Genomic DNA, 20,498 nt, shown 5'->3' on the forward strand with positions numbered 1-20,498 from the left:
CGAGCCTTGTTCACTGCAGTGCGGCGTGCGATCTTGCGGGTCGCCTTTTTCGCCGAAGTTGTATTGGCCATTGGTGCCTCTCTTCGAAAACTGACATGAACTCCGCCCTCGCCGTGCCGGGTCACTGCGACCTGTCATCAATGCAATTCGGGAGTATTTCCGGAAAGCCCAGATTGGCGTTCCAAACTGAGGGCGGCGTATAGCGGGAAACGGCCGCCCCGTCAACGCGCATTTTCCAGAATCTGCGCGCCAAGCGTCCGGGCTAGCGATGTTTGAACTCCGGCTTGCGCTTGGCAGCAAAGGCGGACATGCCCTCCTTCTGGTCCTCGGTCGCAAACAGCGACTGGAAGAGCCGGCGCTCGAAACGCAGTCCTTCGGCAAGCGTCAGCTCCAGCGAACGGCTCACAGCCTCCTTCGCCATCATCACCGACGGCAGCGAGAAGGAGGCGATCTTCTCGGCCGCAGCCATCGCTTCCTCCATCAATTTGTCGCCCGGGACCACACGCGAAACGAGTCCCGCGCGTTCGGCCTCCGCCGCGTCCATCATGCGGCCGGTCAGGACAAGGTCCATGGCCTTGGCCTTGCCGACCGCACGGGTGAGCCGCTGCGAGCCGCCCATGCCCGGAATGACGCCGAGCGTGATTTCCGGCTGGCCGAACTTGGCCGTCTCCGAGGCGATGATGAAGTCGCACATCATCGCGAGCTCGCAGCCGCCGCCGAGCGCGTAGCCGGAAACAGCCGCGATGACAGGCTTGCGGGCACCTGCCACCTGCTCCCATCCGCCGATGAAGTCGCCAAGATAGCTGTCGACGAAATCGAGCGTCTGCATTTCCTTGATGTCGGCGCCGGCGGCAAAGGCCTTTTCCGAGCCGGTGATGACCACGGCGCCGATGTCCCTGTCGGCGTCAAAGGCCTTCAGCACTGCGGTGAGCTCGCGCATGACGGTCGAATTCAGCGCATTGAGCGCCTGTGGGCGATTGAGCGTCACAAGGCCGACGCGACCACGCGTTTCGACCAACAGGGTTTCGTAAGCCATTCTCGTTCCTCCGGTTCATCTCGGGCGCCGCACCGCTGGCGCGAAGCTCACTTCTGGCAGTTCGGGCAATAGAAGGTTGACCGGCCCGCCTGCACGATGCGGGCGACGGTACCGTTGCATCCGGTCGTGCGGCAAGCCTCTCCTTCGCGATCATAGACCGAGAAGGAGTGCTGGAAGTAGCCGAGCGAGCCGTCGGCCTGGATATGGTCCTTCAGCGACGAGCCGCCGGCCGCGATCGCGTCGGCGATGACTTGCCGGATGGCGTCCGTCAGTCTGAGCAGGCCGTCCTTCGGCTTGCCGCGCTTGTCGACGAGGTCGCCCGCCGGCTTCAGCGGCGACAGGCCCGAGCGCCACAACGCCTCGCAGACATAGATATTGCCGAGCCCGGCGATGTTCTTCTGGTCGAGCAGCGCCGCCTTCAACGGCTGCGCCTTGCGCTCGAAGCGCGCCGCCAGATAGACGGCGTCCAGCATGTTGCCGGTCGGCTCCTCGCCGAGCGCACGGAAATAGGCATGCGAGGCGACCGTATCCCGGCGTGCAAGATCCATGAAACCGAAGCGGCGCGGATCGTTGTAGATCACCCGCACCGGACCGCTTGAGCCATCGAGATGAAAGACGACGTGGTCGTGCTTCTCGTCCTTGCCGCGGGGGTGGTGGAATTCACCTGGCGTCGCCGGGGCCGAACCGGCCTCGATGCGGAAGGAGCCGGACATGCCGAGATGGGCGATGATGACGTCACCGGCTTCCAGATCGATCATTAGATACTTGGCGCGGCGCGACAAGGAGACGATCCGCTGGCCGGAAACGGTCGATGCGAAATTTTCCGGGAACGGAAACCTGAGATCCGGCCGGCGCAGTTCCGCGTTGACAAGGAGCGCGCCCTCCATGGTCGGCGCCAGGCCGCGCTTGACGGTTTCGACCTCTGGCAATTCCGGCATCACTGCACTCCTTCATGCGGGGGGCCATCCGCAGAGACGGCGGATGGCATTTCCTTGGCGGCCTTCTTATCCTATAGGGGTGCGCTATGCCGCAGCCGCGGTCCCGCCCACGAGATAGCGTGTGGCGGGCCTTTTCGCTATGGTGCCGGAAAAATTGGTTCAGGTGGAGTTCTTCGTATGACGGATCAGCGCGTATCGGCAGATGGCGGCATGGAAATATCCTTCGGTTTCCGCAACGTCGGCGCCGGCGAAAAGCAGCCGCTCGTCAACGATGTCTTCCATAAGGTGGCCAAGCGCTACGACATCATGAACGACGTGATGTCGGCCGGCCTGCACCGCGCCTGGAAGGACGCGATGATCGCGGCGCTGAACCCGCCGCGCCGCGAGGGCTACAGGACCCTCGACGTTGCCGGCGGCACCGGTGACATCGCCTTCCGCATCATCGAGGCCTCCGACCGCAAGGCGCATTCGACGGTGCTCGACATCAACGGCTCGATGCTCGCCGTCGGCGCCGAGCGGGCGGAAAAGAAGAAACTCTCCGCCAATCTGACGTTCGTCGAGGCCAATGCCGAGGAACTGCCGTTCGAGGCCAACAGCTTCGACGCCTATACGATCGCCTTCGGCATCCGCAACGTGCCGCGCATCGACGTCGCGCTGAAGGAGGCCCATCGCGTGCTGAAGCGCGGCGGCCGCCTGCTCGTGCTCGAATTCTCCGAGGTGGAGATGCCCCTGCTCGACCGTTTCTATGACGCCTGGTCATTCAACGCGATCCCGAAGTTCGGCAAGCTGATCACCGGTGACGAGGCGCCCTACCAGTATCTGGTGGAATCGATCCGCAAGTTTCCGAACCAGAAGGACTTCGCCGCGATGATTGTGGAGGCGGGCTTCTCGCGCGTCTCCTTCACCAATTATACCGGCGGCATCGCGGCGCTGCATTCCGGCTGGAAAATCTGATCCTCATGAGCACGCCTGGAGCATATGTCCGCCTCGCGCGGATCGGCTGGGTTCTCGTGCGCGAAGGGGTCGTTTCGGCGGTGCCGTCCGAGCACCTGCCCCCCTTCGCACGGTTTGCGCAGAAAGTCGCAGGCGTGCTGGCGCGCCGCAAGGTGCCCGGCGAAGAGCGCAGCGACCGGCTGTCGCGCGCCGTCGCCCGCCTTGGTCCTTCCTATGTGAAGATCGGCCAGTTCCTGGCAACGCGCCCCGACGTCGTCGGCGCGGAGTTCGCCGCCGACCTTTCGCTGTTGCAAGACAGCATGGCCACCTTCCCGTCGAGCGAGGCAAGGGCCGCGATCGAAGGCTCGCTCGGCCGGAAGGTCGACGACCTCTACGCCGAGTTCTCCGAGCCGATGGCGGCCGCCTCGATCGCGCAGGTGCACCCGGCGATCGTCATACGTGACGGCAAGCCGGAAAAGGTCGCAGTCAAGGTCATCCGTCCCGGTGTTCGCCTGCGCTTTGCCTCCGACATCGAGGCGATGTACCTCGTCAGCCACATGCAGGAGCGTTTCCTGCCCTATACGCGCCGGCTGAAGCCGGTCGAGGTCACCAAGACGCTGGAGCAGACGACGAAGATCGAGATGGATCTTCGACTGGAGGCCGCAGCCCTTTCCGAGCTTGGCGAGAACACCAAGGAGGATTCCGGCTTCCGCGTGCCCAAGGTCGACTGGGAACGGACCGGTCGCGACGTCGTCACCATGGAGTGGATCGACGGCGTCAAGATGTCGGATATCGAGGGGCTGAAGGCCGCCGGCCACGACCTCAACCTGCTTGCCGAGGTGCTGATCCAGTCCTTCCTGCGCCACACGCTGCGCGACGGCTTCTTCCACGCCGACATGCACCAGGGCAACCTTTTCGTCGATGACGACGGCCACATCGTCGCCGTCGACATGGGCATCGTCGGTCGCCTCGGCAAGAAGGAACGGCGGTTCCTGGCCGAAATCCTCTTCGGCTTCATCACCCGTGACTACCAGCGCGTCGCCGACGTACATTTCGAGGCGGGCTACGTGCCCTCCCATCACGATGCGGCGAGCTTTGCCCAGGCGATCCGCGCCATCGGCGAGCCGATCCATGGCCAGCCGGCCGAGACCATCTCGATGGCGAAGCTGCTGACGCTGCTCTTCGAGGTCACCGAGCTCTTCGACATGCAGACGCGCCCCGAGCTCGTCATGCTGCAAAAGACGATGGTCGTCGTCGAGGGTGTCGCCCGCACACTCAATCCACGCTTCAACATGTGGAAGGCCTCCGAACCGGTGGTGGGCAAGTGGATCCGCGACAATCTCGGGCCGAAGCGCATCGTCGGCGATCTGCGCGATGGCCTGCATGCGGCACTGCGTCTGGCAGAAGCGGCCCCGGAGATCGCCGCTCGCACGGAAAAATTCTCGAGCGAGATCATGGCGATGAGCGAGAACGGCCTGCGCTTCGACGCCGAGACCGCGCATGCGATCGGCAAGGCGGAGGCGCGCCATACGCGCTCCGGCCGCGTCGCCCTCTGGCTGATCGCGGCCACGCTCATCTACATCGCCTGGCAGGTGACCTGATCTTCCGCCCGCGCCTTGGCCGGCACGGGCGGGCTTGTCTTTCCACCTGCGCTTGTTATCCTGCCCTCATGGACAATCGCTCGATTCTCGTGATGACGCTTTGCACGCATACCCCAGGGGTGTGCGGGAGGCCTGTCGCGCTGATTTAAGCGGAATGTCCCCCAGCCAACCCTGCCGAGGCGCGCAGGGTTGGATCCTGTTTCCTCGGAGAAAACGAGAGGAAACAATGAGCGAAACACCCGCCCCTTCCAAAATCAGTATCCGCGCCGCCCGCATCGTCGACTTCGAGGCAATCGCGGCGCTGATGAGCCAGCCAGGCATCCGCTCGGGCACGCTGCGCCAGCCTTTTTCGACCCCGGAACTGACGCGCAAATGGCTGGAGAGCCTGTCAGACGACAGTGTCGTGGTTGTCGCCGAGCGCGCCGGCCGCATTCTCGGCATGGCCGGACTGCACCGCAGTAAGGGACGGCGCCAGCATTCGGCGGCACTTGGCATCAGTGTCGACGACGATCATCGTGGCGAAGGTATCGGCAAGTCATTGCTGACGGCGCTGATCGATGCCGCCGACAACTGGCTCGGCATCAGCCGCATCGAGCTGACGGTCTTTACCGACAACGAGGCTGCGATCGCGCTCTATCGCAAGGCCGGATTCGAGATGGAGGGCACGCACCGGGCCTATGCGCTGAGGCACGGCGTGCTGGCCGACGTGTTTGCGATGGCGCGCGTCCGCGCGCCGGCGGCGCCCATTGCCGTCTAAAAGCCTGTGGCCCGCGGTCGGCGGTTGCGGTCTCCCGCAAGCGCCGACCGCACCGTGTTCCATTCGGAACTGCGCATACATCGGAAGCATGCGACTTTCGTCTCATGGATGACGAACGATCATCCCAACAATTCCAGAGGAGAGAGTTCATGCGCAAGTTCATCGTCGCAGCCGTTGTCGCCGTCACCGCCGCCGTCTCCTTTGCCGCGCCGTCCAAGGCCGGCGGGTTCTCGATCGGCTTCGGAAACGGGTACTACGGCAATGGCTGGAACGGCCGTGTCGGTTATGTCGGCGGCTACTACGGCGGACCCTATTACTACGACGACGCGCCCACTTGCTTCCTGAAGACCGTCAAGCGCTACGACAGCTACGGCAACCTCTACTACAAGAAGATCCGCATCTGCCGCTAAAGCGGTGGATCAAGGGAGGGTGCTTGAAAACCCGGTCGCGACGCGGCCGGGTTTTCTTGATTGGCCGACTTTCGACGATCAAATCGATACCGCTATGAGAAGATCTGGTGTAGCTGCAAACACGAGCCATTCTGGACGCGGCAATCGAGGAGGATCGAGCATGGATCTTGGTATCGCTGGAAAACGCGCACTGGTGCTGGGCGGCAGCAAGGGGCTGGGTCGCGGCATCGCCGAGGCTCTGACCGCCGAGGGGGTGGCCGTGGCACTCACCGGCCGTGATCTGAATGCCGCGGCAAAGGCTGCAAGCGCCATCGGCCCGGCGGCCCGAGGTTATGCGCTCGACCTTTCCAAACCCGACACACTCGACGGCGTGCTGGATCAGATCGAAGCGGATTTCGGCAGCATCGACATTCTTGTTCTCAACGGCGGCGGCCCGCCGCCCTCGGATGCTTCGGCGATCGACCCCGATTTCTGGCGCGCGCAGTTCGAAACCATGGTTCTTGCCGGGATGCGCGTCACTGGCCGGCTGCTGCCGGGCATGCGCACCCGCGGCTTCGGCAGGGTCATCGCCGTTGCGTCGACCAGCATCCGCGAGCCGATCGCCGGCCTCACCGCATCGAACGCGCTTCGAAGCGCGGTCGCCGGCTGGCTGAAGACCCTTGCCGGCGAAGTCGCGGCCGAAGGCGTGACCGTCAACCTGCTGCTTCCCGGGCGGCTCGCCACCGACCGCACGCTCAGTTTCGACCGGATGGACGCCGAAAGCGAAGGCGTCGACATCGCCACGGTTGCCGCCCGCAGCCAACAGGAGATCCCGCTCGGACGCTATGGCACGCCGGCCGAGTTCGGCGCAGCCGCAGCCTTCCTCGCAAGCCGCCCGGCGGGCTACATCACCGGCGTTGCCCTGCCGGTCGACGGCGGCCTCAGCCGTTCGATGCTGTGACGCGACCGAGGTATTGCGACCCGAAGCGCTTCATTCATATTTCCACTGGCCAGCATCCATAGAATTAATTTCCGGACGGATTGCCGCCTGCCTATGGTCAGTTGCTTCAGACCGTTGCCGGGTGTGGGAGACGGCCGAAGGGGAGCGCACGACTTGAGCTCTTGAAATGCTCGCGGAGCGGATCAGTTAAGCACAGGATCGCGTCGAGCAAAGGCGAGGCAGTCGCCCGTCCGGCTGCCCTGCATGATCGGAAAGATGGACATGCGACCAAGACTTTTAGGCGCGCTGGCTGGCGCTTCGTTCGCCGCCTTCAGCCTTTCACCTGACATCGTGGGGGCCTCCATGCTCGAAAACCAGCTGATTTCCGCCGCCGAGGCCGGCGACGTGACCAAGGTGCGGACCTTGATGAAGGACGGCGCAAGCATCGAGGCGCGCGACGCCAGCGGCGCCACCGCCCTGCTCGTGGCCACCCACGGCAACCGCATCGACGCGGCGCGCGTGCTGATCGAGGCCGGCGCTGACGTCAACGCCAAGGACAAGATCCAGGACAGCCCCTATCTTTATGCCGGCGCGCGCGGCCAGCTCGAGATCCTGAAACTGACGCTTGAAAACGGCGCCGACCTCAAGAGCACCAATCGCTATGGGGGAACGGCGCTGATCCCGGCCGCCGAACGTGGCCATGTCGAAACCGTCAGGACACTGATCGGGGCCGGGGTCGACGTCGACCACGTCAACCGGCTTGGCTGGACGGCTCTTCTCGAGGCGATCATCCTCGGCACCGGCGGCGAAAAACACACGGAAATCGTGCGATTGCTGGTCGAGGCCGGCGCCGACGTCAATCTTGCCGACGGCGAAGGCGTGAGCCCGCTGACGCATGCGCGCCGACGCGGCTACGATCGCATCGAGAAGCTGCTGGCTCAAGCCGGCGCTCGGTAGGAACGATCCCATGGACCCGGAAAAGACCTATCTCGCCGAAGCAATCACGCTTGCCCGCAACAACATAGCAAAGGGCGGGCGCCCGTTCGGCGCCGTTGTCGTCAAGGACGGCGAGATCGTCGGGCGCGGTGTCAACGAGATGCTGTCGACGGGCGATCCGACCTCCCATGCCGAACTCAACGCAGTGCGCGCCGCAGCCCGGACGCTCGCCTCCCCGCGGCTCGAAGGGGCCGCCGTCTATGCCAGCGGCCAGCCGTGCCCGATGTGCCTTGCGGCCATGCGCATGGTCGGCATCACCGACATTGCCTACGCCCATTCGAACGCGGATGCCGAACCTTTCGGCCTGTCGACTGCCGCTATCTACGCCGAACTGGCAAGGCCGATTGCGGAGCAGGCGATGCGTTTTCGCCATGTCCCGGTCGAGGAAGACGGCGTGACACCGCTCTATACGGAATGGCAACAACGGGCCAAGGGCTGAGGGCGGCCAAACGCGCGTATCATCTCCGCCCGGCAACAGCCGGCTTGCGAAGCACACGCGTCAGCTGTAGTCGTAGGAGCTTTCCCGCCTCTTTGCCGCGCGCGCTCCAAACGGACCGGCGGCGACCAGCCTGCAGGTACCACGATGACTGCCTATTCCGAAAATGCCGGCCGCCTTGTGGCGCTTCTTCTCATTGCCGGCTCCGGCGTGGTGACGATCGCAAAAGGCATGAGCCTGACGTTTCTCGCGATCCGCCTGCAAGCCGATTTCGGCCTCAATCCCGCGAGCATCGGCGCGCTGCTCGGTGCCGGACCGCTGCTCGGCGCGGTCGTCAGCCCCTTTGCCGGCACCTTTTCTGACCGGATCGGCCGCAAGGGGATGCTCACCGCCGCCCTCCTCATGGCTAGCCTGGCGCTCGCAGGACTGGGGCTGGCGCAGTCGATTGCCGCCTTTGCACTGGCGCACATCGTCTCGGCAGTCGCCGCTGCCGTCTATGAGCCCGTTGCGCGCGCCTTGATGAGCGACGCAGCACCCGAGCACCTGCGCCTCAAGGTATTCTCCTGGCGGTATCTCACCATCAATGCCGGCTGGGCGATCGGGCCGTTGATCGGTGTTTGGGTGGGCGCCGAGTATACGACGCTGTTCGTGGTCGCCGGCGTGATGCACGCCGCCTTCGCCCTCGTGCTGTTCTTCGCCGTGCCTGACGCAGCCGGGCGCCAGGGGACCGCGACGGATCGTTCGTCCGAGGCTGGCGGCTGGCGCGCCCTCGTTTCAGCGCTGCGCGACCGGCGGCTCGTCTTCTTCGTCATCGGCGGCACGTTGCTGCTGGCGGTCCATGGCCAGTGGTCCGTGACCCTATCGCAATATCTGAACGCCGATTTCAAGGACGGCGTCACGCTCTTTGCGCTGCTGGTCTCGACCAATGCCGCAACGGTGGTGATCGCCAGCACGCCTGCCCGTTTCGTCATCGAGCGGATGGGGGCGATGCGCGCGCTGTCCCTCGGCTGCCTGCTGTTCCTGGTCGGCGAAATCGGCTTTGCCGCCTCGACCGGCGCAGAAATGCTGATCGCCTCGATGATCCTTTTCACCATCGGCGAAGTGCTGGTCGTGCCCTCGGAGTACATGCTGGTCGACGGCATTTCCGACGCCGGCAACCGCGGCACCTATTTCGGCGCCCATTCGTTGTCGTCGCTCGGAAACTTTCTCGGCCCGCTCGTCGGCGGCCTGGCGCTGGGTGCCGTCGGCGGCACGGCCATGTTCCTTTTGTTCGCGCTGATCGCGGCGGCGAGCGCACTGATGTTTGCAATCGGCCAGTCGATGCCTCCCCCGCGCCCTCAGACGGCACGCGCCAAGTCGGCAGGCAGCGGCGAAGTCACCTCCGATCTGCTGCGGCACGGTCATCTCGCCTAGCGGGCGATCCCCTATCTGAGGGCTAGCACATCACGAGGATCGCTTTGGGGCGATTGTATTGCCGCTTGTTCGCAGCCGTGAAGGGTGCTTGCATGCGCAAGAGTGTTTGACGGAAACTCGGCGCGATCAGAGGGGGCCGGCCATGGCGAACGACGCATTTGTTACTGGTTATCTCGCCCATCTCAACGCGTCGATCAAGGAAAGCAAGAATCTGGCCGATCGACCGATGTGCGGCTTCATTGCGGTGAGGCTGATGCTGATCGTATCTGGTGCGGTGTTGCCTGCGCTTGCTGCCCACGATTCGACATATGTGACGCATGTGGCCGTTGCGATCGCCATACTGACCGGGATCGACACGCACTTTCGCTGGGGTGAGGAGTGGCGGCATTTTCGCAAGACACAGCTTTCGCTCGAGCGCCTGAAGCGTGACTACGAATACCGGGCGCATGCGATCGCCGGCGGCCGGCAGCTCGGCACCGCCGCCGACGATGGCGCGAATTTCGATTTGCTCTACGCCCAGGTCGAGGCCCTGCTGCAGGCCGATTCGGACGATTTTTTCAAGTTTCGCATCACTGAGTGGAAGAATCCTGCGGACGCTTGACCCACGCAGCCAGATGGGCTGACCGGCTGCCCGCCGGTTCAGGCTGTCCGCCCTATCCGCCCGTCGCGGGTGTCGCCGCCGTGATCTGCTGCTGCACCCGCTCGAGTGGCCCAGGCGCCAGCGCTGCGGGCGGCCGGTAGGGATTGGAGAAGGCGTAGATCAGGAACAGGATGATCCCGGTGTAGGCGCCGAAGAGGCATAGCAGCAGCAGGTTGCGCCTGACCGGCGGGTAGGCATAGTAGGCAAGCGCGATGAAGATGACGCCCGACAGCGCCGCGAACCAGAAGATGCTGTCGATCTGGTCCGCGACATTGCTTTCCCGCTTGGTCCGGCTTTGCGAGATATCGTGCAGTCGCTCCAGCATCTGGCCGCGCAGGCTCTCCTGGCGCTTGTCGGCCGGATCAAGGTTGAGCACCTGCTGGTAGGCGTGATCCCAGTGGACCCAGGCCTTTGCCGAAAGGCGGCCATTGTCACCGAGCGACTGCCATTCGCCATCGATCACCTCGGCCGCGTAGGCGGACATTGCCTGCTGGATCGGCGCCTTGAAAGCCTCGCCATAGCGCTCGGCATCGAAGAAGATGTCGGCGATTGCGCCGGCTTCCGTCGCCATCTCGTATTTGAGCTGCTGGTATTCCACCATCTCCTGGGCAAAGACGAGGGCAAGGATCAGGCCGTGCAGGGCCGATATCCGGAAGATGACGGAACTGGCGAGTTCCTTTTCGTGCCCTTCCGCCTCACCGCCCATGATCAGTCGCATGAGAAAATAGGACGCAAGCGTCAGCGCTACCGTGCCGAACACGAAGAGCGCACCCAGAAACACCTCGACGATCATCTCCCCTCCGTCGACCCCGCCGAAAAATGAAAGACAATCTTGAGCGCAGGCGCGCGGAAATACAACGCCATGCTTCATTAGAGGGCGTGCCCGAAGGCTGTCTCGGGCGCTGCCGACGCGCTATGGTCGCAATCAGCGCCACCTTTTCGACACTGCCGTCCTCTAAGCACGCCGCCGAAACAGGAGTAAAAACAAAATCATGAGCACCCTGAGCGAACAGACGGTCCTGAAACGGTCGATTGCCGCGACCATCGTCGTCGGCGCGACGGGTGTGCTGTTCGGACTTCTGTCCGGCTCGGTCTCGATCATGTTCGACGGGGTATTTTCCGCCGTCGACGCCGCGATGACCGTGCTGGCGCTCGGCGTGACGCGGCTGATCCCGCGCCAGAGCAACCGCTTCCAGATGGGCTTCTGGCATATCGAGCCGATGGTCCTCTTGTTCAATGCCGGGCTTCTGGCCTCGCTTTCGTTCTACGCGCTGATCAACGCGGTCGACTCGCTGCTGACGGGCGGTCGCGAACTCGCCTTCGACTGGGCGATTGCCTATGCCGCCGTCGTCGTCATCATCTGCGCCGTCATGTTCGTCTACGGGCGGCGGGCGAACCGCACGATCGGCTCGGAATTCCTGGCGCTCGACGTGCGCGCCTGGGCGATGTCCGGCACCATCACCGCCGCACTGCTCGTCGCGTTCCTGACCGCTGCGACGCTGAAGGGCACCGCCTACGAGCACTATACGCCCTATGCGGACCCGGCGATCCTGATCGTGCTGACGCTCTGCCTCATCCCGCTGCCGATCCGCACCGTCTACCATGCGTTGAAGGAGATCCTGCTGGTCGCGCCCGCAGAACTCGACGAGCGCGTCAGGCAGGCGGCTGCCAACGCAGTCGCCCGCCACGGCTTTTCCGATTTTCGCACCTATGTGGCCAAGGTCGGTCGTTCCCGGACGATTGAAATCTACCTGATCGGTGCCCCGGACCAGACGGTGGGAACGCTTGCCGATTTCGACGTCATCCGCGCCGAGATCGGCGACGAGATCGGCGATCCGGGTCCTGACCGCTGGCTGACGATCGCCTTTACCGGCGACGCGCGCTGGGCGGAGTGACCGCCCGGCCACGCTTTCAGAAGAGCTCGAGCCTGCGCGTGATGCCGATCGCCTCGAGAAACGCCCGGTCGTGGCTGACGACCAGCAACGCCCCATCATAGGCTCTGAGCCCCGCCTCGACCGCCTCGATGGAATCGATGTCCAGATGATTGGTCGGCTCGTCGAGAATCAACAGCTGTGGCGGACTGCCGCCGCCGAGAACACAGGCAAGCCCTGCCCGCAGCATCTGGCCGCCGCTGAGGCTCGAGACCACCTGTAGCGCGGCCTCCGCGCGGAACATGAAGCGCGCCAGCGCCGCCCGGCAATCGTTCTCGCTTGCCTGCGGGTTGAGGTGTCGGAAGTTGTCGCGGATCGAACGGCCGGGATCGAGCAGGCGCACCTGCTGATCCAGCAGCGCATGGGCAACCTGGACCCGGACATGGCCGGACCACGGCTGGATTTCACCTGTCAGCAGCGACAACAGCGTTGTCTTGCCCGAGCCGTTGCGACCGACAAGCGCCACCCGTTCGGGGCCGACGATCGACAGCGAGAGGCGATCGACGACAGGTTTTCCGGCCTCATAGCCGACGCTGGCGTCGTCGACCTGCAGCACGCTGCGCCCGGCGGGCAGACCCGTCGACGGCAGCCGAACAGTGAGCGGCTGCAGGATCTCGATGCGCTCGCGCGCCTGCACGAGATCGCCGGTCGCCTTATCGCGCCGGCGATCCGCCAACCGGGCATTGTCGCCGCCGGTCTTCTCGCTGCGCTCCTTCCTTGCATCAAGCAGCAGCAGCGGCGCATCGCCCTTGGCACGCTTGCGGCGGCCGGCTGCGTCCTTGTGTGCCTTGCGCTCGGCCATCTCCTGGGTCTTGCGCTCGACCTCGGCGAGACGTCGCTCCGCATCCGCCAGATCGTGGCGGGCTGACGCCAGTTCGAGTGCCTTGCGTTCGCGATAGTGGCTCCAGTTTCCGCCGTAGGTCGTTGCACCCAGTGTCGTCAGTTCGACGATCGCATCCATCTCGTCGAGCAGTTCGCGATCATGGCTGACGACGACGGCGCCGCCGCGCCAGCCCGCCATCAGCGCGGCAACCGCCGCGCGGCCCTCGCGATCGAGATTGTTGGTGGGCTCGTCGAGCAGGATGAAATCGGGCTCCTTGAAGACGAGGGCGGCGAGCTTCACGCGGGTCATCTGCCCGCCCGAAAGGGCGGCAAGGCGGGTTTGCGACGGCGCATTCAGACCGACGCGAGCGAGCGCAGCGTCCAGCCGCGTTTCAAGCGTCCAGTCGGCAGCCGCAAGCTCGTCGAGGCTGGCCAGCCCGGCTTCGGCCCGCTTCAGGACCGCAATTGCATCGGAGACGCCGAAGAGATCGGCGACGGTCTCGTCAGCGCTAACCTGGACGGTCTGGCTCAGGACGCCGAGGCTCCCCTCAACCGTGATCTTTCCGGCCTGTGGTGTGCAAGTTCCGGCAATCAGCCGCAGCAGCGTGGACTTTCCGACGCCATTGCGGCCGACAAGGCCGGTGCGAACCGGACCAAAATTCAGATCGAGATTGGAAAAGAGGCTTCGGCCCTCAGGCGTGGACCACGAAATTTGGGAGAGTGAAATGGAGGCAGGCATGGATACGAATTTCCCTGATGGCAAGACGGTTCGGCTTGGCGTTCAGGGTGAAATCCATCGATGCGTGTATCCTGTTCAAATTTCTATCGGCCTCATAGATAGCACGGAATGCGCCCGTTTCAAGGCGGGAGCCCCCGGGCTGCCTTCGGTTCAGGCCAGGTTCCGTCGCTCCGCGCCTTCGCCGAAGACGAGCCCCGACGCCAGAACGCTTCGGTTGCGGCCCTGTTTCTTCGCCTCGAGAAGGGCGGCATCCGCCCGCGTCAACAGTGTCGAAGCCGGCCCTCCGTCCGGCGCGGCGGCAATGCCGACGGAGACGGACACCGAGCCGAGGATGCGGCCGCGATGGGACAGCGGCGTCGTGCCGATCTTCGTTCTCAGGCGCTCGGCAAGCTCGTAGGCGGCGGCTTCGCCTGCCTCCGGCAGAAGCACGGTGAATTCTTCACCACCGAAGCGATAGGCGTGGCCGGCGGCGCCGACCGTGTCGACGATGATCTGCGCCACATACTGCATGACGACATCACCGGCATCATGGCCGAATTCGTCGTTGAAGCGCTTGAAATGATCGATGTCGAACATCAGGCAGGCGAGCGGTGTGCCGGCGCGCAGCTGCCGGTTCAGCGCCTCGTCGAGGCAGCGGCGATTGAGAAGCCCCGTCAGCGCGTCGCGAACGGCGAGGTTGGTGAGCTTCTCGCGCAATTGCAGATTGGCGACGGCAAGCCCGATGTTCTCGGCGATCAGTTCGAGATAGAGGCGCGACGCCTCGACGGCGAACTGCTCCTTTGCACTCTCCTCGAAATAGAGAAGGCCGATCGTGTCGCCCTGCGCCGTCAGCGGCACGCAGAGGCCGACCACGCCGTGGTCGTCGAGATGCTGGCAGGCAATATCGCTCTGGCCCCGGTTGCTGACATGCGGCCGGCCGCGGCGCAGCCCCCAGCAGGCGCTCGACGGGAAGGAGGTGGCCGAATGCTCAGGCTCGAGCCAGGTGCCGATCTGCGTCAGAAGCGTCCGGCTGTCGTTCAGCACATAGAGATGCCCGGCGAGATTGGGAAAGATCTGCGGCGCAAAACGGGCGACGACCTCGGCCAGTTCGTCCTGGCTCTGGCAGGCCTGCAGCCGATGCATCATCTGCAGGATCAGGTCCTTGGTCTGCTGGTCCAGCCGCCGCTCGGCGTCGAGCCGGTCGCGTTCAAGGCCGTTCTCGCGGAAGATATGGATCGCCTGGTTCATCTCGCCGATTTCATCGCGGCGCCGATCGAGGGGCACTTCCACGGCGTAATCCTGCTCCGCAAGCCTCGTCACGATCCCGCTCATGCGGCTGAGCGGCATGGCGACGCGACGCTTGAGGATGAAATAGAGAACGCTCAAGAACAGCGCGGCGGTGATGCCGAGCATCGATTTCGCGGCAACGGCGTACCAGTCGCTCTTTTCCTGCGCCTCGTTGAGCGCGCCGCCGGTGCGGGCATTGGTCAGGTCGCGAAAGCGCGTGACCGTGTCGAGCAGGGCTGTCTGCAGGCGCTCGTGTTCGGGGCCGAAGAGCTTCTCCTGGGCGCTGGCGCGGTCACCCTTTCGGTAGGCTTCGATGGCGGCGACCTCGACCGTATCGAGCGCTTCAGCCTCGCGTGCGATTTGCTGGAGGGCAGCGATCTCTCCCGGGGTGGCGCCGAAGTCCGTCGCCGTCTTGATCGCCTGTTCCCGCTTGCTCTCCTCTTCCTCGGCACGATGGAAGGCCTCGAGATGACGCTCGTCGTCCCGCATGACATAGAGCCGCGCCTCATCGGTTCGCAGTTCCGCGCCCAGCGCCAGTTCTTCGCCGAGCGTGTCGAGCGCAAGATGCTGTTCGACGGCGCTGCGCTCCTTGATGGCACTGTCGGTCGACAGGATGAAGGCCGCGCCGGAAAGACCGGTCAGAAGGACGGTTACGGCATAGGCCCAATTGGTGATCGCGTTTATGCGCATGGGATGAAGCTTAGCCCCCAGGGATTGAGAGCGGATTAACCCCATTGCCAGGCTTCGGCAACAGCGGCGATGCCGCGGCGGATCGGAATCTGACGGGATGGCCAGCCTATCGGCGCGCTGGTTCAGGCACATGTCCAGCTTCGACCGCACATTGCACCGGGCGGATCGCTCAAGTAGGTTCGATCATGGCAGGCTCGCGTGACGGGCCGCATGAAATGTTCTGGTATCGCGTAGGACCCGGCAGCCGATGCCGGGCAAGAGGACGGCCGAAAGGCCGGGTGCAAATGACAGTGTCGGGCAAGCGTATCCTCCTCATCATCTCCGGCGGCATCGCGGCCTACAAGAGCCTCGATCTGATCCGCCGGCTCAGGGAACGCGGCGCAAGCGTCAGGCCAGTTATGACGTCAGGGGCACAGCAATTCGTGACGCCGCTTGCCGTCGGCGCGCTGTCCGCCTCGCATGTCTATATCGACCTTTTTTCGCGCGAGGACGAGCAGGATGTCGGTCATATCCGGCTGGCGCGCGAATGCGACCTGATCGTCGTGGCGCCCGCAACCGCCGACCTTATGGCCAAGATGGCGAACGGCCATGCCGACGATCTTGCCTCCACCATTCTGCTTGCGACCGATCGCCCGGTGCTGGTCGCACCGGCCATGAACCCGAAGATGTGGTCGCATCCGGCAACCCGGCGCAACCGCGCGACGCTCGTGAAGGACGGCATCCGTTTCGTCGGTCCGGAGGCCGGCGAGATGGCGGAAAGCGGCGAGGCGGGCGAAGGCCGCATGAGCGAGCCGCTTGCAATCGTCGCGGCCGTCGAGAATCTGTTGAACGGAGCGCCGAAGCCGCTTGCCGGAAAGAAGGCCATCGTCACCTCGGGACCGACCCATGAGCCGATCGATCCGGTGCGCTATATCGCCAACCGTTCCTCGGGCAAACAGGGCCACGCCATCGCTGTGGCGCTCTCAAAGCTCGGCGCCGACGTGACGCTGGTCTCCGGCCCGGTGACGATTCCGGATCCGGCAGGCCTCAAGGTCGTGCATGTCGAGCGGGCCGAAGAGATGCGCGACGCGGTGCTTTCCGCCCTTCCCGCCGATGTCGCCGTGATGGTTGCAGCCGTTGCCGATTGGCGGGTGGCGACGGCCGCCGGCAACAAGATCAAGAAGAAGCCGGGCGAAGCGCCGCCGCCGCTACAGCTCACCGAAAACCCCGACATCCTGAAGACGGTCGGCCATCACGCCAAGCGGCCCAAGCTCGTCATCGGCTTTGCCGCCGAAACCGAGAACGTCGCCGACAACGGCCGCGCCAAGCTCGAGCGCAAGGGTGCGGACTTCATTCTCGCCAACGACGTGTCGCCCGCAACCGGCATCATGGGCGGCGACCGCAACAAGGTGAAACTGATCTCCCATGTCGGCAACGACGACTGGCCGGAAATGGACAAGGACGCCGTGGCGGAGAAGCTTGCGGCGATGATTGCCGAGCAACTGGGGCGAAAAGATCAAGGCTGATCGATCGCCTTGCGGGGGCGGGGCCCCCTCACCCTAACCCTCTCCGGGCGAGGGGACGTGCCGCGAGTGAGCGAGGCATTCTCAGCGAGTAGATAGGACGGGGAGGATGCGGCATGTTCCTTCTCCCCGCCTGCGGGGAGAAGGTGGCGGCAGCCGGATGAGGGGCAGCCGGAGTTCACTACTCAAGCGAGCTGCCGCGACCGCACCGGCGCGCCCTTGGTCGAAAACAGCCGGACATCAACGCCATTCTCACCGACGATGACCGCGGTTCCGTCGGGGATTTCGACCCAGGCGCTGTCGTCGTCGTTGAGCGGTTCGGAGACGAGGCAATAGCCGCCGCTCGGGCCCATCGGAGCAGCGTAGAGCGTCGGCGCCTTCCAGTCGGAAGCGTAACGCACCGCATAGAGATCGTGACCGTCGGAGAAGGCGGCGGTGAAGCGGACCAGCACCTGGCGCTCCAGGTGCTCGGCGAGTTGCTCGATGAAGGCGAGTGCCTCGGCGATGGCGCCGAGCGGATCGCGGTCGAGCCCGAACTGCATCGCGAGCAGGAACAGGAGTTCCGAGTCGGTCGTCCCGGTGCGGGCCGAATAGAGATCGTTGTCGAGCATGCTCTCCATTGGCCGGCGCAGATGCTCGAAGTCGCCGATCTGGCCGTTGTGCATGAAGGACCAGCGGCCGAAGACGAAGGGATGACAGTTGTCGCGCCTCGTGCCGCCACCGGTTGCGGCGCGCACATGGGCAAGGAACAGCGGCGAGCGGATCTGCCGGGCAATGCTCTTCAGGTTGCAATCCGACCAAGCGGGCAGGATGTCGCGGTAGCGCCCGGGCTCGGGATGGTCGCCGTACCAGGCGATGCCGAAGCCGTCGCCATTGGTGGCGGTCTTGGCGCGTGTCGCGCAATGGGACTGTTCGATCAGCGAGTGCGCCGGAGACGTGACCAGTTCCTCGAGATAGAGCGGCTCCCCGCGATAGGCTGCCCAGCGGCACATGCTGATTTCACTCCAGCTCCGCCCCGCTCACGTGAGGGCGATTCGTTAACCATGACGAAGTGCGATGTTCCGCCAGAACATGGTAAAAATGCGTTAACACATTCCCCCTTCGTCAAGATCAAGTTAGCCGGAACACACAGTTTTGGCTGTTTCCGGCGACACAGGCCAGCCATCCCGCTGCATTTCGAACAAATATTCCATATTGACAAATCATGCACAAAACATTTCATTTCGAGCCAGTATGGCGACGGAGGAATTCGGCATGGGCAGCAAGCGCAAACTCGGCATCGGCCTGATCGGCACGGGCTTCATGGGCAAGGCCCATGCATTGGGCTTCACCATTGCCGCACGGGTCTTCGACCTCCCCTTCGAGCTCGACCTCGTCTCTGTCGCCGACGTCACCGTCGAAAGTGCGGAGCGTGCCCGCGGCCAGCTCGGTTTCCGCAAGGCGACCGCCGACTGGCGCGAACTCTTGACCGATCCGGATATCGACATCATCGACATCACCACGCCAAACCTCCTGCACAAGGAGATGGCGCTGGCGGCGATCGCCCATGGCAAGCACGTCTATTGCGAAAAGCCGCTTGCGCCGACCGTTGCCGAATGCCGCGAGATGGTGGAAGCCGCAGAAAAGGCGGGCGTGGTCACCCAGGTTGGCTTCAATTATCTGAAGAACCCGCTGATCTTCCTTGCCAAGGACATCATCGAGAGCGGCGAGATCGGCGAGATCCGCTCGATGCGCGGCATCCACGCCGAAGATTTCATGGCCGACGCCAGCGTGCCATGGGGCTGGCGCCTGAACCCGGCCAGCGGCGGCGGCGCACTTGCCGATATCGGCAGTCACATCATCGCCTCCATGCGTCACCTCGTCGGTCCGATCAAATCGGTGCTGGCGGAAACCATCATCCAGATCCCCGAGCGCCCCGTCAGCGCCGGCTCCAGCGAAAGCCGCGCCGTCGAAGTCGATGACATCACCCGCGCCTTCGTGCGCTTCGACAACGGCGCCACCGGCAGCTTCGAGGCAAGCTGGATCGCGACGGGTCGCAAGATGCAGCACGATTTCGAGATCTACGGCTCGAAGGGTAGCATCGTCTTCACCCAGGAGCGGCTGAACGAGATCCGCCTCTACAAGACCGGTGACGACATCCGCACCCGTGGCTTCCGCACGATCTGGGCAGGACCGGAGCATCCGCCCTATGGCGCTTTCTGCGTCGCGCCCGGCCACCAGATCGGTTTCAACGACCTGAAGGCGATCGAGGTCAAGGAGTTCCTCGACGCCATCGCCGGAGGCAGGTCGCCCTCGACCGATTTCCGCGAAGGCTATGAAGTGCAGAAGGTGCTGTCGGCGACCTATCAGTCGGCCAAGACCAACGACTGGGTGCGCATCTAACTGACGAGGAAAAATAGAACGCCTGTTCTATCCCGTTCCCGACTAATCGATTAGGGTGAGGCCAAACGAAACGACCCGAGGGACCGAGCGAGACATGGCCATGCCGGAAACGACCATTGAAGTGCCGCAGGATTTCGAGGCGCTGAAGGCCGCCATTCTGGAACGCAAGGCGCAACTGCCGAAACGGCTGCGCCAGGTCGCCGCCTACGCGCTCGACAATCCCGATGAAATCGCCTTCGGCACGGCGGCAAGCATCGCCACGTCCGCCGAAGTCCAGCCTTCGACGCTGGTGCGTTTCGCCCAGCATTTCGGCTTCGAGGGATTTTCCAGCCTGCAGCAGATTTTTCGCGCGCGGCTGCGTGAACGCACGCCGGGCTATGAGGACCGGTTGAAGGCGCTCAGCGCCAACGACCACAGCAAGCTTGAAAGCGGCTCGATCTTCAACGGTTTCGTCGCCGCCGCCCACCGCTCGCTCGACAACATCGCCTCCTCCGTCGATCCGGAAGCCTTCGAGCGCGCCGTCAGCATTCTGGCCAAGGCCGACACGGTCTACCTGATCGCCAAGCGTCGCTCCTATCCGATCTCTAGCTACATGGCCTATGCCTTCGGCAAGCTGAAGGTGAAGTACCAGCTGGTCGGCACGGCCGCCGGCATCGACGACGACATGCTGGCGATGGCGTCGAGCAATGACGCCGCCTTTGCCGTCAGCTTTTCACCCTATGCGTCGGAAAGCGCCACCCAGGCGCGCGTGCTCGCCGAGCGCAAGGTGCCTGTCGTCTCGCTGACGGACTCGGCCTTCTCGCCGCTGGCGGAATCCTCGAAAGTCTGGTTCGAGCTGGTCGAGGCCGACCACGCCGGATTTCGCTCGCTGTCCGCCAGCATGGCCTTTGCCATGGCACTCACGGTTGCGATTGCCGAGAAGCGCCGGCAGCTTTCCGAGGGCAATTAGGCCAAACGGAACAGATAGAATGAAAATTCCATATTGACGAAACGTCGGAATTTATGTTTCATACCGCCATCACCCACAGTACGAAAATGGTCGGGCCCGCCAAGGTGTCCGCGGGGAGGAAGCAGTGAGCCAGAACGT

19 protein-coding genes and 1 pseudogene are annotated in these 20,498 nt (G+C 64.1%); 13 read left to right on the forward strand and 7 right to left on the reverse strand.

Features of this window, described 5'->3' with window-relative positions; all coding sequences use genetic code 11:
• From VGO12_RS04325 to mutM, 3 genes and pseudogenes are all read right to left on the reverse strand, one after another.
• Window positions 1-71, reverse strand: a pseudogene (locus tag VGO12_RS04325) (30S ribosomal protein S20); the annotation flags it as partial.
• Between the two features lie 191 nt (window positions 72-262).
• A complete protein-coding gene (locus VGO12_RS04330) occupies window positions 263-1,036 on the reverse strand; it encodes an enoyl-CoA hydratase (RefSeq protein ID WP_327511487.1) in 774 nt (257 codons plus the stop codon).
• 47 nt (window positions 1,037-1,083) lie between these two features.
• Window positions 1,084-1,974, reverse strand: a complete 891-nt coding sequence (mutM, locus tag VGO12_RS04335; RefSeq protein WP_327511488.1) for a bifunctional DNA-formamidopyrimidine glycosylase/DNA-(apurinic or apyrimidinic site) lyase — start codon at window positions 1,972-1,974, stop codon at window positions 1,084-1,086.
• A gap of 177 nt (window positions 1,975-2,151) precedes the next feature.
• Between mutM and ubiE the strand changes: the two genes are divergently transcribed.
• The 9 genes from ubiE (at window position 2,152) to VGO12_RS04380 (ending at window position 10,040) form a co-directional block, all read left to right on the forward strand.
• Window positions 2,152-2,928: a bifunctional demethylmenaquinone methyltransferase/2-methoxy-6-polyprenyl-1,4-benzoquinol methylase UbiE gene (gene ubiE / locus VGO12_RS04340; RefSeq protein ID WP_327511489.1), complete on the forward strand. Its 777-nt coding sequence runs from the start codon at window positions 2,152-2,154 to the stop codon at window positions 2,926-2,928.
• 5 nt (window positions 2,929-2,933) lie between these two features.
• A complete protein-coding gene (ubiB, locus tag VGO12_RS04345) occupies window positions 2,934-4,508 on the forward strand; it encodes a 2-polyprenylphenol 6-hydroxylase (protein WP_327511490.1) in 1,575 nt (524 codons plus the stop codon).
• 226 nt (window positions 4,509-4,734) lie between these two features.
• On the forward strand, window positions 4,735-5,265 hold the full coding sequence (locus VGO12_RS04350; RefSeq protein WP_327511491.1) for a GNAT family N-acetyltransferase: 531 nt from the start codon (window positions 4,735-4,737) through the stop codon (window positions 5,263-5,265).
• Window positions 5,266-5,414: 149 nt separating this feature from the next.
• Window positions 5,415-5,675: a hypothetical protein gene (locus tag VGO12_RS04355; RefSeq protein WP_327511493.1), complete on the forward strand. Its 261-nt coding sequence runs from the start codon at window positions 5,415-5,417 to the stop codon at window positions 5,673-5,675.
• Window positions 5,676-5,835: 160 nt separating this feature from the next.
• Window positions 5,836-6,615 (forward strand): SDR family oxidoreductase, encoded by a 780-nt coding sequence (locus VGO12_RS04360; protein WP_327511494.1) that lies wholly within the window; start codon window positions 5,836-5,838, stop codon window positions 6,613-6,615.
• A gap of 342 nt (window positions 6,616-6,957) precedes the next feature.
• On the forward strand, window positions 6,958-7,551 hold the full coding sequence (locus VGO12_RS04365) for an ankyrin repeat domain-containing protein (protein ID WP_327511506.1): 594 nt from the start codon (window positions 6,958-6,960) through the stop codon (window positions 7,549-7,551).
• Between the two features lie 10 nt (window positions 7,552-7,561).
• Window positions 7,562-8,029, forward strand: coding sequence for a nucleoside deaminase (locus tag VGO12_RS04370; RefSeq protein WP_327511495.1), 468 nt, complete (start codon window positions 7,562-7,564; stop codon window positions 8,027-8,029).
• Window positions 8,030-8,173: 144 nt separating this feature from the next.
• Complete coding sequence (locus VGO12_RS04375) at window positions 8,174-9,439, forward strand: MFS transporter (protein WP_327511497.1); 1,266 nt, start codon at window positions 8,174-8,176, stop codon at window positions 9,437-9,439.
• A gap of 142 nt (window positions 9,440-9,581) precedes the next feature.
• Complete coding sequence (locus tag VGO12_RS04380) at window positions 9,582-10,040, forward strand: DUF4231 domain-containing protein (protein ID WP_327511498.1); 459 nt, start codon at window positions 9,582-9,584, stop codon at window positions 10,038-10,040.
• A 52-nt stretch (window positions 10,041-10,092) separates the two neighbouring features.
• Here the strand turns inward: VGO12_RS04380 and VGO12_RS04385 are convergent, their stop codons facing one another.
• The gene (locus tag VGO12_RS04385; protein ID WP_327511499.1) at window positions 10,093-10,872 is read right to left on the reverse strand and encodes a hypothetical protein; all 780 of its coding nucleotides are present in this window, start codon (window positions 10,870-10,872) and stop codon (window positions 10,093-10,095) included.
• Window positions 10,873-11,071: 199 nt separating this feature from the next.
• On the opposite strand from VGO12_RS04385, the gene VGO12_RS04390 reads away from it, so the two are divergent.
• Window positions 11,072-11,974: a cation diffusion facilitator family transporter gene (locus VGO12_RS04390; RefSeq protein WP_327511500.1), complete on the forward strand. Its 903-nt coding sequence runs from the start codon at window positions 11,072-11,074 to the stop codon at window positions 11,972-11,974.
• Window positions 11,975-11,990: 16 nt separating this feature from the next.
• On the opposite strand, the gene VGO12_RS04395 is transcribed toward VGO12_RS04390, so the two are convergent.
• Entirely contained in the window at window positions 11,991-13,571 is a 1,581-nt protein-coding gene (locus VGO12_RS04395) for an ABC-F family ATP-binding cassette domain-containing protein (RefSeq protein WP_327511501.1), read from the reverse strand.
• Between the two features lie 150 nt (window positions 13,572-13,721).
• Window positions 13,722-15,527: a sensor domain-containing diguanylate cyclase gene (locus VGO12_RS04400; RefSeq protein ID WP_327511502.1), complete on the reverse strand. Its 1,806-nt coding sequence runs from the start codon at window positions 15,525-15,527 to the stop codon at window positions 13,722-13,724.
• Between the two features lie 284 nt (window positions 15,528-15,811).
• On the opposite strand from VGO12_RS04400, the gene coaBC reads away from it, so the two are divergent.
• Entirely contained in the window at window positions 15,812-17,032 is a 1,221-nt protein-coding gene (coaBC, locus tag VGO12_RS04405) for a bifunctional phosphopantothenoylcysteine decarboxylase/phosphopantothenate--cysteine ligase CoaBC (protein ID WP_327511507.1), read from the forward strand.
• Between the two features lie 182 nt (window positions 17,033-17,214).
• Here coaBC and VGO12_RS04410 read toward each other — a convergent pair whose 3' ends face one another.
• Window positions 17,215-18,021, reverse strand: a complete 807-nt coding sequence (locus VGO12_RS04410; RefSeq protein ID WP_327511503.1) for a class II glutamine amidotransferase — start codon at window positions 18,019-18,021, stop codon at window positions 17,215-17,217.
• A gap of 262 nt (window positions 18,022-18,283) precedes the next feature.
• On the opposite strand from VGO12_RS04410, the gene VGO12_RS04415 reads away from it, so the two are divergent.
• Together VGO12_RS04415 and VGO12_RS04420 are read left to right on the forward strand one after the other, a co-directional pair.
• Window positions 18,284-19,411 carry a Gfo/Idh/MocA family oxidoreductase gene (locus VGO12_RS04415; RefSeq protein WP_327511504.1) on the forward strand — a complete coding sequence of 376 codons (1,128 nt, stop codon included), beginning with the start codon at window positions 18,284-18,286 and terminating at the stop codon, window positions 19,409-19,411.
• A gap of 94 nt (window positions 19,412-19,505) precedes the next feature.
• Window positions 19,506-20,360 carry a MurR/RpiR family transcriptional regulator gene (locus VGO12_RS04420; protein ID WP_327511505.1) on the forward strand — a complete coding sequence of 285 codons (855 nt, stop codon included), beginning with the start codon at window positions 19,506-19,508 and terminating at the stop codon, window positions 20,358-20,360.
• Window positions 20,361-20,498: the final 138 nt, after the last annotated feature.

Origin of the sequence: Ensifer sp. (assembly GCF_035999135.1) — a bacterium.
GTDB lineage: Bacteria > Pseudomonadota > Alphaproteobacteria > Rhizobiales > Rhizobiaceae > Ensifer.

Bases quoted from the DNA above. Each gene is read 5' to 3' on its own strand.
- VGO12_RS04330 (WP_327511487.1), bottom strand. From the start codon at position 1,036: ATGGCTTACGAAACCCTGTTGGTCGAAACGCGTGGTCGCGTCGGCCTT.
- mutM (WP_327511488.1), bottom strand. From the start codon at position 1,974: ATGCCGGAATTGCCAGAGGTCGAAACCGTCAAGCGCGGCCTGGCGCCG.
- ubiE (WP_327511489.1), top strand. From the start codon at position 2,152: ATGACGGATCAGCGCGTATCGGCAGATGGCGGCATGGAAATATCCTTC.
- ubiB (WP_327511490.1), top strand. From the start codon at position 2,934: ATGAGCACGCCTGGAGCATATGTCCGCCTCGCGCGGATCGGCTGGGTT.
- VGO12_RS04350 (WP_327511491.1), top strand. From the start codon at position 4,735: ATGAGCGAAACACCCGCCCCTTCCAAAATCAGTATCCGCGCCGCCCGC.
- VGO12_RS04355 (WP_327511493.1), top strand. From the start codon at position 5,415: ATGCGCAAGTTCATCGTCGCAGCCGTTGTCGCCGTCACCGCCGCCGTC.
- VGO12_RS04360 (WP_327511494.1), top strand. From the start codon at position 5,836: ATGGATCTTGGTATCGCTGGAAAACGCGCACTGGTGCTGGGCGGCAGC.
- VGO12_RS04365 (WP_327511506.1), top strand. From the start codon at position 6,958: ATGCTCGAAAACCAGCTGATTTCCGCCGCCGAGGCCGGCGACGTGACC.
- VGO12_RS04370 (WP_327511495.1), top strand. From the start codon at position 7,562: ATGGACCCGGAAAAGACCTATCTCGCCGAAGCAATCACGCTTGCCCGC.
- VGO12_RS04375 (WP_327511497.1), top strand. From the start codon at position 8,174: ATGACTGCCTATTCCGAAAATGCCGGCCGCCTTGTGGCGCTTCTTCTC.
- VGO12_RS04380 (WP_327511498.1), top strand. From the start codon at position 9,582: ATGGCGAACGACGCATTTGTTACTGGTTATCTCGCCCATCTCAACGCG.
- VGO12_RS04385 (WP_327511499.1), bottom strand. From the start codon at position 10,872: ATGATCGTCGAGGTGTTTCTGGGTGCGCTCTTCGTGTTCGGCACGGTA.
- VGO12_RS04390 (WP_327511500.1), top strand. From the start codon at position 11,072: ATGAGCACCCTGAGCGAACAGACGGTCCTGAAACGGTCGATTGCCGCG.
- VGO12_RS04395 (WP_327511501.1), bottom strand. From the start codon at position 13,571: ATGCCTGCCTCCATTTCACTCTCCCAAATTTCGTGGTCCACGCCTGAG.
- VGO12_RS04400 (WP_327511502.1), bottom strand. From the start codon at position 15,527: ATGCGCATAAACGCGATCACCAATTGGGCCTATGCCGTAACCGTCCTT.
- coaBC (WP_327511507.1), top strand. From the start codon at position 15,812: ATGACAGTGTCGGGCAAGCGTATCCTCCTCATCATCTCCGGCGGCATC.
- VGO12_RS04410 (WP_327511503.1), bottom strand. From the start codon at position 18,021: ATGTGCCGCTGGGCAGCCTATCGCGGGGAGCCGCTCTATCTCGAGGAA.
- VGO12_RS04415 (WP_327511504.1), top strand. From the start codon at position 18,284: ATGGGCAGCAAGCGCAAACTCGGCATCGGCCTGATCGGCACGGGCTTC.
- VGO12_RS04420 (WP_327511505.1), top strand. From the start codon at position 19,506: ATGGCCATGCCGGAAACGACCATTGAAGTGCCGCAGGATTTCGAGGCG.